9 protein-coding genes are annotated in these 12,345 nt (G+C 41.9%); 4 read left to right on the top strand and 5 right to left on the bottom strand.

The features are described from left to right. The first annotated feature begins 26 nt into the window (after nucleotides 1–26). The 3 genes from NEE14_RS13765 to NEE14_RS13755 all read left to right on the top strand — a co-directional run bounded on the left by NEE14_RS13765 (nucleotide 27) and on the right by NEE14_RS13755 (nucleotide 2,162). Nucleotides 27–674 carry a LysE family translocator gene (locus tag NEE14_RS13765; RefSeq protein WP_251967225.1) on the top strand — a complete coding sequence of 216 codons (648 nt, stop codon included), beginning with the start codon at nucleotides 27–29 and terminating at the stop codon, nucleotides 672–674. Between the two features lie 13 nt (nucleotides 675–687). Next, complete coding sequence (locus tag NEE14_RS13760; RefSeq protein ID WP_251967224.1) at nucleotides 688–1,329, top strand: carbohydrate-binding family 9-like protein; 642 nt, start codon at nucleotides 688–690, stop codon at nucleotides 1,327–1,329. Nucleotides 1,330–1,520: 191 nt separating this feature from the next. After that, entirely contained in the window at nucleotides 1,521–2,162 is a 642-nt protein-coding gene (locus tag NEE14_RS13755) for a porin family protein (protein ID WP_251967223.1), read from the top strand. A 101-nt stretch (nucleotides 2,163–2,263) separates the two neighbouring features. Here the strand turns inward: NEE14_RS13755 and NEE14_RS13750 are convergent, their stop codons facing one another. The 3 genes from NEE14_RS13750 to NEE14_RS13740 form a co-directional block, all read right to left on the bottom strand. Continuing rightward, a complete protein-coding gene (locus NEE14_RS13750) occupies nucleotides 2,264–3,463 on the bottom strand; it encodes an esterase (RefSeq protein ID WP_251967222.1) in 1,200 nt (399 codons plus the stop codon). Nucleotides 3,464–3,479: 16 nt separating this feature from the next. Then, complete coding sequence (locus NEE14_RS13745; RefSeq protein ID WP_251967221.1) at nucleotides 3,480–4,694, bottom strand: hypothetical protein; 1,215 nt, start codon at nucleotides 4,692–4,694, stop codon at nucleotides 3,480–3,482. 92 nt (nucleotides 4,695–4,786) lie between these two features. After that, nucleotides 4,787–6,628, bottom strand: coding sequence for a DUF349 domain-containing protein (locus tag NEE14_RS13740; protein ID WP_251967220.1), 1,842 nt, complete (start codon nucleotides 6,626–6,628; stop codon nucleotides 4,787–4,789). Between the two features lie 262 nt (nucleotides 6,629–6,890). Here NEE14_RS13740 and NEE14_RS13735 point away from each other — a divergent pair, with 262 nt between their 5' ends. After that, entirely contained in the window at nucleotides 6,891–8,537 is a 1,647-nt protein-coding gene (locus tag NEE14_RS13735; RefSeq protein ID WP_022456745.1) for a fumarate hydratase, read from the top strand. A 680-nt stretch (nucleotides 8,538–9,217) separates the two neighbouring features. Here the strand turns inward: NEE14_RS13735 and NEE14_RS13730 are convergent. Both NEE14_RS13730 and NEE14_RS13725 read right to left on the bottom strand, forming a co-directional pair. Further along, on the bottom strand, nucleotides 9,218–10,453 hold the full coding sequence (locus NEE14_RS13730; RefSeq protein WP_022456744.1) for a sodium ion-translocating decarboxylase subunit beta: 1,236 nt from the start codon (nucleotides 10,451–10,453) through the stop codon (nucleotides 9,218–9,220). Then, nucleotides 10,453–12,345: a biotin/lipoyl-containing protein gene (locus tag NEE14_RS13725; RefSeq protein ID WP_251967219.1), complete on the bottom strand. Its 1,893-nt coding sequence runs from the start codon at nucleotides 12,343–12,345 to the stop codon at nucleotides 10,453–10,455. Before NEE14_RS13725 ends, NEE14_RS13730 begins: the two co-directional genes overlap by 1 nt.

Here is a 12,345-nt window from a genome sequence, read left to right as displayed (position 1 = left end):
CATATTATAAACCGATAAAATAACAGATGTTAGCATTAGCGGCGAAAGGATTTGTAATTGGTATTTTGGTTTCTGCCCCGATGGGCCCAATTGGAATGCTCTGCATCCAACGCACCTTAAGTAAAGGTCGGTGGCATGGTTTTATTACCGGGTTAGGAGCCATGGTATCAGATATAGTATATGCCATACTAACAAGTTTAGGAATGGGAGTGGTAGTCAACTTCGTAGAAGCGAACCAAGCTCCGTTACAATTAGGCGGAAGTCTTGTACTTGCAGTATTTGGTTATTATATATATCAAAGTAATCCGGTCAAGAACTTACGGAAACAGAAAGAACGCAGGCTCTCGTTTACACAAGACTTTATTACAGCGTTTCTGTTAACATTCAGTAATGTACTGATCGTATTGCTCTATATTGGTCTCTTTGCCCGGTTTGGTTTTATTCTGCCGGATCATTCGGTCGGGATGATTGTTGGAGGAGTAGGATGTATCGGGATAGGAGCCGTTTGTTGGTGGCTATTTATAACATACATTGTATCAAAACTGCGGAAATGGTTCAATGTCCGTGGCATATGGCTAATGAACCGGATTGTAGGAAGCATTATCATTGCACTTTCTATTATCGGTGTTGTTTCTGTATTGCTCACTTATTATATCAAAATTCCGCTTATATAAAAATGAACTTAAGATGAAAAGACTTAAAGTACCTTATTTAGCTGGACTTGACTCGCTTGACCTATCTTCCATCGGATTCTTTATGGAAAGCAAAGCGTACCGAGACTATATCAATGAAATCAATTGGAAAGAATACGGATACAAACCAATCGCCGTGTTTGACATTGCCCGTTCAGACAAATATATGTATATCCGATATTTTGTTAAAGGTCACTCTTTAAAAGCCAGCTTCGATATTGATAATTCAAATGTACATCGTGACAGTTGTGTGGAGTTCTTCATGAAACGTGTAAACGATAGTACGTATATGAACTTCGAGTTTAACTGTATCGGAACCTGTGATGCAGCACGAAGACTTTCCCGTACGGAAAAATCCTCTTTAACACCTCAAGAATATGAATCTATCAAACGATATACAACCCTGGAAAGACGTCCGTTTAAGGAAAAGACAGGTATCTACGAATGGGAACTACTGGTTGCCATTCCTCTGACATTGATGGGACTCGATTCAAATGCCATGCCCGAAAAGATTCTCGGTAACTTCTACAAATGTGCTGATGATACTGAATATCCTCATTTCGCCAGTTGGAATCCGATAGACTTGCCTCAGCCGGACTTCCATTGTCCACAATTCTTCGGTGAAATTTACTTCTAACAGCTTCCATATACTCCGCATTTGTCGATCCGAAATGGTGCTGGCAAATGCGGAATTTATTTTCCGTCCATTTTCTTTTTCAGGTATTCCACAACAGCACAAAGGCATTTACTTGAAAAAGGTGGTGAAACATGCCCCTTCATATACATAGAATTTTTATCTTTGCCTCAAGAACAAAAGATAAAATATCTATGAAACGATACTATTACATAATAGCCTTGATGATTTTGTCGATAGTGCCGACGTACGCCCAAGTTGATTTTGGCGTTCGTGCCGGTGGAGCCTATTCTTCCCTCATACAACGAGTACAAGACGAATACATGGCTGGTGGACGTTTTGGCTGGAGTGTAGCCGGACTAATGGATGTACATTTATATAAAGGATTGTCATTCCGGCCGGAAATAGGCTTTGTCAATCAAGGCGGCTCCTATTATTCACATTATAATAATCCGCTGGTAACAGAGACGCACAACAAATATTCATATTATTCCATTCAGGTTCCCTTGAATTTAGCCTATACGTTTCGTCTTACAGATATACGGCTTTCCGTCTTTGCCGGACCAACTTTAGATTTTTCCCTCTTCGGAAAAATGCGTACACACGGAGCTTCTCCTTCTACGAGTATTGACTTTGGTAGCAAGAAAGAGCCTAATCTGAAATCATTTGACTTAGGAGTCAATGTGGGAATGAGCGTTGAATACAGTCGCTTCTTCTTTGCTATCAACTGCGTGACCGGCACATTAGACCGTCGTGCCGTCAAGCGGGATGGCGAATCCAACATTTTCCAGAACAACGTAACGTTTTCTTTAGGATATTTCTTCAGAAAAGACTGATCCATTCAGAATTTCATATATTTCCAATATATATCCTATACAAATAAGTCCTTCCGATACAAACCGAAAGGACTTATTTATTTTATATCCCATTACTTTATTTATTTCTGGAATAACATTGGAGCAAACTCCGACAAATAGATACGCCAGTTACGCCAAATATGTCCACCTTCACTTTCCCGATAAATGTACGGATACTTATGCTGATCAAGCATTGCCCGGTAGTCCTGATTAGCTTTATACAAGAAGTCTGTCTTACCGATAGCTATCCAATATAACTTCGGAGCCTTGGCAAACTGCTTAGCTAACTTTTCTTCCATATTCTTATAAATAGGAGAATCTACTTTGTCGTTCGGGATAATGGCTGCCGAGAACAAACCTACATAATCAAACATATTCGGATATTCTTTGGAAATATGTAAAGAATGATAACCTCCCATTGACAAACCGGCAATAGCACGAGAAGATTTCTTCTTTTCTACCCGATAATTACTCTCAACAAACTTGATAATATCCGGGAAAGTAGCTTCCATCGTTCCTTCCATAGTACGAGGTAATTGCATGTTTGGTTTGACTAAACCTAAGCTGGACTCGCCCGGAGCTGCTTCCTGATCAACATTGCCATTCGGCATAACAACAATCATTGGTTTTGCTTTTCCTTCAGCAATCAGGTTATCCATGATCTGTACCGTTCTTCCCAAAGTAATCCAGGCTTCTTCATCACCGCCCATTCCATGTAACAGATAAAGTACCGGATAACGCTTTCCGCTCGTCTCATATCCAGCCGGCGTATAGATGGTAATGCGGCGATCGTAACCTAACAACGGACTGTTGTACCAACGCTGTGTAACACTGCCGTGAGGTACTTTATTAACACTGTACAAATCACCACATCCACCTTTAATGATAAAGATATTGAACAATGAAGCTACGTCTCGGCTGACATAAACATTATTCGGATCAATTACATTCTTCAAGCCATCTACAATAAACGTATAATTGTAAAGTTCTGAAGATAATGGCTCAGGAGTCGTATATTCCCAAACGCCCTTTTCTCCTTCTTTCAAATCCGCAACGCCCGGAACATCCATCTTCCCATATTGTGATTCTACTTTCTGCGGAGGAAGGAAATCACCCGTCACCTGAACTTTAACAGCTTTAGGTGCAAAAAAACGGAAAGTTACGCGATTGTCCGGATGAATCTCCGGAGAAACAATGTTTTGTCCGCCCCATAACGATTGCTGAGCGAAAGCAACCCATGAAATCAGGGCCAAAAGAATTGATAAACTTGTCTTTTTCATTGTGTATATGTTTAAGTTATGATATAATTACATAAGCCCAATAATGTGTATCACCCGTAATAGGACATAAAGATACATATCCACTTCGGATTTTCCCATTCTCAGTTACCAAAGGATACCTGGCCTGCATTTCCCGGTCTCTCATCTGTATCTCTCCAGACAAACGGGCATAGTCAACAACAAACTGCCCGGTTGCATTAACGTCCAAAAAGCGTTCAGACAACTGTACAGCTACCATTCCCATGGTTTGCCGCATGTTAATTTCCACACACGGATGAATATTCCATGAAGAATATCCTGACTGCCTGTATAGCAACATATCGACTCCGATACAGCCAGTGTAAAGATAACCGTATATCTCGGATAATGCAATTTCCAACGCATTTTTTACCTGAACAAAATCAGTCGTAGAAATATGACTTAAAATAAAAGACTCCCGAAAAGACTCCGAACCTAAGATATTGCCGGAATAAGCTCCCCGTTCTGCCGTACCAAATACAGATAAGCCACGATAACTCACTCGTCCTTTCCCATCAGAAACAAACTCCATAGCCCAATCTTGTTGTCTATCAAGGGCCGGTTCGATACTGATTTCTTCCTGTTTACGAATAGCTCCATCAATCCACAGCAGGTCTTTCTGAAGTAATTCAGAACTGCACAACCAGAGCAATCCACGTCCTGATGAAGAGAAAGGAGTCTTCAAGACAAATGGAGGCTGATGCGTCTGCATATAGGTTTTAATTTCATCCACAGTCCGACAGAAAACCGGGGTAACCGGTAAAACCATTTCTGGCAACAGTTCTTTAAGCCGCTCCAAGACCTTTCGGGCAGTCTGCCGCCCAGTTAGCTGTTTATAGACATCATTCCAGACCGGAATCCGAACATTACCTTTTTCACTTTTCTGCAACCTTTTATAATAATGTAGGCTTTGTAGCGAAAGTCCCCATGGCGCCGCATCATAATTACCCAAAGACGATTCATGCAAAAAACGTTCCGTTGATATAACAGAAGGCAACTGCGGGAAAACACGCCTCAGGACAGACAGATAAGCTTCAGCCATAGCATATTCTTCCACCCAGACTAAGTCTTTGGAATCCGCATACCATAGAGGAAGACAGGCTAAATCCCGAAACATAGTCTGTACTTGACGGGGCGGTGTATAATTAACTTTTCCCGAAAGGACAGCCGTTTCATGTCCTGGGTTGAAGTAATGGATACGAGGAATACACATATTTATAATAAACTCAAAAAGGCACAAAGCTCAAAGCGTATCTGACGCTTTCCTAACTTTGTGCCTTTATCGGATTTTATGATCAACTGATTTTATTCCAGATTTTCGTCGATAGCTTCAATTTTCTTCACGGTCAATTCCATTTCAGCTTTCAACTTCTCGATCTTGCGTTCCATTTCTTTTACCAGACCACTACCGCCCTTGGAAGAAATACTTAAGAAACCGATGTTGTTTTCATACGTCTGTAAATCATTCTTCATCCGTTCATAAGTACGCATCAGACGATCTCTTTCAGAATAGAGTTTACCTTTCCCTTTACCTGCCATTTCACTGACATTATTTCGATAAGATTTCATCCGACGATCACGTTGATCTACTTTCAGACGATCAAACTGTGCGTCGACAGCTTCATGGAAAGCTTTGTACACCTTATCTTTTTCCTTAAACGGAACATGACCAATCTCATTCCATTCAGCAATCCATTCTTTCAATGTACTGATCGCTTCTTCCGTTTCAAGAGATTCGTCCATCGTCTTAACCTTTTCGATCAACGCTTTCTTCGCTTCCAGATTAGCCTGTTCTTCGCTCTTTTGTGAAGAAACATTCTTATTCTTGTTGTCGAAGAAATAATCGCAGGCAGTAATAAAGCGTTTCCAGATTGAATCTGAATGACGACGTGTTACCTGACCGATTGTCTTCCATTCTTTCTGCAAAGCAATCAGTTTTTCAGTCGTACCTTTCCAATCCGTGCTATCTTTCAAAGCTTCGGCCTTTTCACATAAAGCACGTTTCTTCTCCAGATTCTTTTCCATTTCAGCCTTTATAGCCTTGTAGAATTCCGTCTTCTTCGTGAAGAACACATCGCAAGCTGCGCGGAAACGCTCAAATATCTTTGTATTGTGTTTCTTCGGAGTAAAACCGATCGTACGCCACTTCTGCTGTAAAGCCAAGACTTCATTATTCTTCTCATCCCAGTCTTTGAATGTTTTCAGAACTGCATAATCAATACCTTCGATCTGTTCGCAGATAGCAGTCTTCGCTTCTAAATTTTCCTGTTCCTTTGCTTTCAGGTTTTCAAAATGCTGCTGGTGACGTTTATTAATCACCGTAGAAGCAGCCTTAAAGCGACTCCAAAGCTCTTCACGCAAATCTTTGGCAACCGGACCGATTTCCCGCCACTGCTGATGCAGTTTCTGTAATTGATGAAAAGCCGAAATAATATCTTTTTCGTCCTGAAGTTTCTCAACAGCCTCACAAAGAGCTGTTTTTAACTCCAGATTCTTCTTGAAGTCATAATCGCGGAACTGATTGTTAATCTTGATCAGATCATAAAAAGCTTCAGAGTAAGTCTGATATTCTTTCCAAAGTTCATTTGCGTGTTCTTCAGGAACCAGCTTAATTTCTTTCCATTTCTGCTGGATATCCTTAAATTCATTATATAACTTGTTAAAATCATCCTGGCTTTCACAAAGCATCTTCAACTGTTCGATCAGTTGTAACTTGACCGCATAATTCTCAGCTTTTATTTTTTCTTCTTCTGCCAGATATGCAGCCTTCTTCTCTTTATATGAGCTAAGAAGTTCTTTCAGGTAATTTTCCTTTGTATCTTCGGGTGATGAAAAATCCTTTTCATCACCGCCTTGTTCGATAAACGCCTTCTTCAATTCGTCTACTTCATTTCGACGGATCTTATAATAAGCCTGTTTAAGCGATTCTACTTCACCTCTGACTGTCTCAACTGGAGCATCAACCAAGGTTTGTAGTCGATTCAGGATTTCATCTTTTGTTAATTTACCTGCAGCATTTTCTTCTGCATTATCAGATTCAACAGCGGCAGCTTCGGCTGTTACTTCCGGTACTTCTGCCGGTGTGTTCGTTTCATTTAATTTAGCAGCTTCTTCACCTGCCAAATTAGTTTCAAGCTCGTCCTTCATACTTTCCTGTATTTAAGTAGGGGTAACTACAATTCCATATCAAATACAAATTAAACTAAATAATTTTTTATATCCATAGATTTCACTAATTATTTACTTAAAAATTACTAATCGTCTTCTCAGGCATTTCATGCGGCTTCAATAAAAGGTTCGATAAATTTCGGGAATTTTGTGGATTCAGATGATAGATTCTCATGAATTTTGAGTAAGTTTGTCCGTCTATTGATAAAGACAACCAATATTAAATTAAACGTAAGATATTATGGCAACACCTCCATTCAAGTATCAACCGATGTTCCCGCTGGGACCGGATACTACAGAGTATTATTTGCTTACAAAAGATTATGTATCAGTTTCAGAATTTGAAGGTAAACCTATTCTGAAAATTGCTAAAGAAGGTTTGACCGCTATGGCCAATGCTGCTTTCCGTGATGTTTCATTCATGCTTCGCCGTTCACACAATGAACAGGTGGCAAAGATTCTGAATGACCCGGAAGCAAGCGAAAACGATAAATATGTTGCACTGACATTCCTGCGGAATGCTGAAGTAGCTGCCAAAGGAGTTTTACCTTTCTGCCAAGATACGGGTACAGCTATTATCCATGGTGAAAAAGGACAACAGGTCTGGACTGGTTATTGTGATGAAGAAGCTCTTTCTGAAGGTGTATATAAGACTTACACAGAAGAGAATCTGCGCTATTCACAGAACGCTCCGTTAAGTATGTATGAAGAAGTGAATACCAAATGTAACTTACCGGCTCAAATCGACTTGGAAGCTACTGAAGGTATGGAATACAAATTCTTATGTGTAACAAAAGGTGGTGGTTCAGCCAACAAGACTTATCTATATCAGGAAACTAAGGCCATCCTGAATCCGGAAACGCTGGTTCCGTTCTTGGTTAACAAGATGAAGACTTTGGGTACTGCTGCTTGTCCTCCGTATCACATCGCATTCGTTATTGGTGGTACTTCTGCAGAAAAGAACTTGTTGACGGTTAAATTGGCTTCTACTCGTTATTACGATGCATTGCCAACTACAGGAAATGAACATGGCCGTGCTTTCCGCGATGTAGAATTGGAAAAGAAAGTCCTGGAAGAAGCACACAAGATCGGTTTGGGTGCTCAGTTCGGTGGTAAATATTATGCACACGATGTTCGTATCATTCGTTTGCCTCGTCACGGAGCTTCTTGTCCGGTAGGTTTGGGTGTTTCTTGTTCTGCCGACCGTAACATCAAATGTAAGATCAATAAAGATGGTATCTGGATTGAGAAACTGGATTCTAATCCAGGAGAATTGATTCCGGAAGCTTTGCGTCAGGCTGGCGAAGGTAATGCAGTGAAGATCGACCTGAACCGTCCGATGAACGAGATTTTAGCTGAGTTGGACAAATATCCGGTAGCTACTCGTCTTTCTTTGAACGGTACAATCATCGTAGGTCGTGATATCGCTCACGCAAAACTGAAAGAACGTCTGGATCGTGGTGAAGAATTACCTCAATACATCAAAGATCATCCGATTTATTATGCTGGTCCGGCAAAAACTCCGACTGGTATGGCTTGTGGTTCAATGGGCCCGACAACAGCAGGACGTATGGACCCGTATGTTGACTTGTTCCAAAGCCACGGTGGTTCAATGATCATGTTGGCAAAAGGTAATCGTAGCCAGCAAGTAACCGACGCTTGCCAGAAACACGGCGGTTTCTATCTGGGATCTATCGGTGGACCGGCTGCTATCCTGGCTCAGAACAATATCAAGAGTATCGAATGTGTAGAATATCCGGAATTGGGTATGGAAGCAATCTGGAAGATTGAAGTAGAAGACTTCCCTGCATTTATCTTGGTTGATAACAAGGGAAATGACTTCTTCAAACAAATCCAGTCTCGTTGTTCGGATTGCAAGATGAAATAATTGATCTTTCCCATACTTTTTGAGGCTGCGCCGTAATGAAATTTACAGTGCAGCCTTTTTGTTTAATCTTAACATCTTTTACAAAGCTCAATATTATCTTGAAACAAAAAATTGATTACTTGCAACTCATAAACATATATAGTCCTTAGTCACATGAATCACAAAAAAACAGATGCTTACTTATTGCTTTCGCTTATGGCGTTCATCATTTGTCCCATTTTAGGGATATTCTCGCTGTACCATGCGATAAAAGCGAAAAATCGGGAAAATACAAACGATGAGTTATATGAATATGAATTAGCGAAATCCTACAAATGGGCAAAAATAACGATTGCCGCATTTCTTCTCATCGGTCTCTCCTTATTCGTGTTATGTCTTTTCCTGTATGAAACAAGGGCATAAGTAAAGATGAGCTTATTTTGAAACAATGAAAATCTCCCGCCGACGTTTAAGTGCTTTCCGAAACTTCGGAAAACCCCGCGCCGGCGGAAAAGCTCTTTCCGAAACTTCGGAAACCTCCGCGCCGACGGAAAAACGCTTTCCGAAACTTCGGGAAGCCCTGCGGCGGCGGAAAAGCACTTTCCGAAACTCCGGGAAGCCCTGCCATGCCGAGGAAATACAAAAAAAGCTGCCACAATAAACTTGCGACAGCTTTACTTCTTTCTATAAAATAAACAAGATTATCCCAAAAACGAAATCAGGACACCGGCAGCCACAGCCGAACCGATAACCCCCGAAATGTTACTTGCCATGCAATATTGAAGCACATGGTTCTTCGGATCGTATTTCAACGCAATCTCATTGGCCACACGCGCTGCCATCGGCACAGCACTTAATCCCGTAGCTCCAATCAGCGGATTGATCTTCTTCTTCGTAAACAGATTAAATATCTTGACGAAGAAAATACCTCCGGCAATAGAAAGGGCAAATGCCAGGAAACCACCAATCACGATACCAATCGTCGTCAGATTCAAGAATGCTTCGGAAGTCATGGTTGCTCCGACAGACAATCCCAAGAAGATCGTGGCAGCATTCATAATACTGTTGGATGCAGCATCAAACAAACGAGAGGTATTGGTTCCGATTTCTTTCACCAAATTACCAAACATCAGCATACCGATCAAAGGAACGGCACTCGGCACGAACAAGGCAACCACAGTAGTCACAACAATCGGGAAAACAATCTTCAGTACCCGCAGATTCTTGATTTCAGTAGTAGAAGGATACTTCTTCTCCTGCTCCTTCATGTTGATACTTAATTCTTTCTTCGTACACAACAGTTTAACCACCAAAGGAATGATCACCGGTACCAGCGCCATATACGAATAAGCAGCAATAGCAATCGGTCCTAACAAATGAGGAGCCAGCTTAATCGTCGTAAAGATAGCCGTCGGACCGTCGGCTCCACCGATAATTCCCAACGAAGCCGCTTCTTTCGGCGTGAATCCCATCAGAATAGCAACCAGCAAAACTGTGAAGATACCCAGCTGAGCTGCCGCTCCGAAGATAGAAAGCCGCAGATTGCGCAACATCGGACCAAAGTCGGTCAATGCTCCAACACCCATAAAGATAATAGGAGGTAAGAAGCCAGTCTTGATCAACATATAATAAATGAAGTTCATCAATCCCAGTTCATGCGCAATGTCATGCAAAGGCATCTCCCAAATATTCTTCATCACACCATGTACTTCTACCATCCCGTTTTCATCTGCCTGAATAACGCCCATCTCGCCTCCAGGGAAATTGGCCAGCAAGACACCGAAAGCAATCGGGACCAGCAGCAACGGTTCATATTGCTTCTTGATACCCAGATAAAGCAAGATGAATGCAATGGCATACATGATCAGGAACTGCGGTTCAGCAATGATATTGCTGAACGCAGTCATTTCATATAAGTTGTGAAATATTTCGTTCATTATTGAATGGTCATTAATACATCATCTTCTGAAACGGCATCACCCACATTCACGCAAATCGCTGTTACCGTACCATCGAATTCCGAACGAACAGCATTGTAGGTCTTCATCGCTTCAACATAACATAAGATATCTCCCTTCTTCACCGTGTCACCTACTTTTACCGGAGCATCAGAAGCACCCTTTACCAAGAAGAATTTACCTTCCAATGGAGATAAGACTTCTTTTCCACTTCCAGCAGAAGCAGGTGCAGGAGCAGGTGCCGCAGCAGGTTGTGGAGCCGGAGCTGCATGAGCAGAAACCGGTGCCGCAGCAGCTGATTCACCAAAAGCGACCGTTACGCGATAAGCCTGACCGTTAACATCTACCGTCATCACCTGAGGATCTTTTGGCAGAGCAATTTCAGTCTTCGGCGCAGCAGCCTTTTCTTTTTCAGCTTTCCGTCTGGCTACATCAACTTTAAACTCTACTTTTGCCTTTCCTGAACGGTAGGCCTCATACTGCGACGGATGCATAGCGTATTCAAACAATTCTTCTTCATCCTCGCCTACTTCCCAATGCTTCTCATTCATCAGCTTGCGATATTTGTCCAAAGCATCCGGATAATTGTCTTGCGGATTACCCTCAAAGAACTTACGTCCTTCGGTCTGTGCCTTTTCCACTAATTCAGGGGCCAGTTCACCCGGCAAACGTCCGGCTTTACCCAAAAGCATATCCCAGATATCATCTGCTATCATGCTCCAACGTTCTTTTCCTTTTTCCATCTGCATCACATTCATCAACGCCAGATTCTTCACATACTGGCTGAATGGAGTTACTAATGGAGGATATCCGACGCGTGGCCATACATACGCTACTTCATCAAAGAGCTTAAGCAAAAGCTTCTCCTGGGTCATCGGTTTCTTGCCTCTCTTCGCACGGCCTTTGTTAATAGATTCCAGATTCTTTTCCAAGTCAGACATCAAACTGCCCATCATACCACCCGGAAGTCCCGGACCAATCAACAACGAATTCATCAAACGGTTTCTCGGGCTAATATATAAACCTAAGAAATCATCCATAAACTCTTGAATCAACGAGCGTACTTTCATATACGCCTTCATATTAATTTCCGGCACAATAAATCCGGCGTCTTTCAACATAGCCTGTACAGCCAGCAGATCGGCATGCCCTGTCCCCCACGACAGCGGTTCCATACCTACATCAATATAGTCGCAACCTGCCTCGCAAACTGATAGAATAGAGGCCATATTTAATCCTGGTCCAGCATGGCTATGATATTGAACAGGTATATCCGGATATTTAGCCTTGATATTCGCAACAATCTGTCCTAACGAATGAGGGCGACCGATTCCCGCCATATCCTTAACACAAATTTCATCAGCACCCTTTTCAATCAGTTCATAAGCCAGATTTGTGTAATACTCTACGGTATGAATCGGAGAATGTGTAATGCACAGACAGCACTGGGAAATCATACCAGCCGCCTTTGCATATTGAATAGAAGGTTCTATATTCCGAATATCATTCAAACCACAGAACGTACGAGCGATATCGGTTCCCTGAGCTTTCTTAACCTTATAAAATAACCGACGAACATCGGCTGGTACCGGACTCATCCGTAAACCGTTTAATGCACGGTCAAGCATGTGTGTCTGTATTCCTGCTTCATGGAAAGGCTTTGTCCATTCCCGCACGGCCCGGTTTGGGTTCTCTCCAAAAAGAAGATTAACCTGTTCAAAACCACCACCATTAGTTTCAACACGCGCAAAACATCCCATTTCAATGATCGCAGGAGCGACTTTAGTCAGCTGGTCAACACGCGGAACATATTTTCCGGCAGACTGCCACATATCGCGGAAGACCAGACTAAATTTGATTTCTTTTTTCAT

The organism is Parabacteroides sp. AD58 (genome assembly GCF_023744375.2).
GTDB lineage: Bacteria > Bacteroidota > Bacteroidia > Bacteroidales > Tannerellaceae > Parabacteroides > Parabacteroides absconsus.
The sequence above is the reverse complement of the archived record's forward strand: the minus strand, read 5'-3'. Positions and strand labels throughout refer to the sequence as shown.

What these genes read in the sequence shown, in the direction of transcription:
- NEE14_RS13735 (WP_022456745.1), top strand. Translation starts at nt 6,891, where the DNA reads ATGGCAACACCTCCATTCAAGTATCAACCGATGTTCCCGCTGGGACCG.
- NEE14_RS13745 (WP_251967221.1), bottom strand. Translation starts at nt 4,694, where the DNA reads ATGTGTATTCCTCGTATCCATTACTTCAACCCAGGACATGAAACGGCT.
- NEE14_RS13765 (WP_251967225.1), top strand. Translation starts at nt 27, where the DNA reads ATGTTAGCATTAGCGGCGAAAGGATTTGTAATTGGTATTTTGGTTTCT.
- NEE14_RS13740 (WP_251967220.1), bottom strand. Translation starts at nt 6,628, where the DNA reads ATGAAGGACGAGCTTGAAACTAATTTGGCAGGTGAAGAAGCTGCTAAA.
- NEE14_RS13730 (WP_022456744.1), bottom strand. Translation starts at nt 10,453, where the DNA reads ATGAACGAAATATTTCACAACTTATATGAAATGACTGCGTTCAGCAAT.
- NEE14_RS13755 (WP_251967223.1), top strand. Translation starts at nt 1,521, where the DNA reads ATGAAACGATACTATTACATAATAGCCTTGATGATTTTGTCGATAGTG.
- NEE14_RS13750 (WP_251967222.1), bottom strand. Translation starts at nt 3,463, where the DNA reads ATGAAAAAGACAAGTTTATCAATTCTTTTGGCCCTGATTTCATGGGTT.
- NEE14_RS13725 (WP_251967219.1), bottom strand. Translation starts at nt 12,345, where the DNA reads ATGAAAAAAGAAATCAAATTTAGTCTGGTCTTCCGCGATATGTGGCAG.
- NEE14_RS13760 (WP_251967224.1), top strand. Translation starts at nt 688, where the DNA reads ATGAAAAGACTTAAAGTACCTTATTTAGCTGGACTTGACTCGCTTGAC.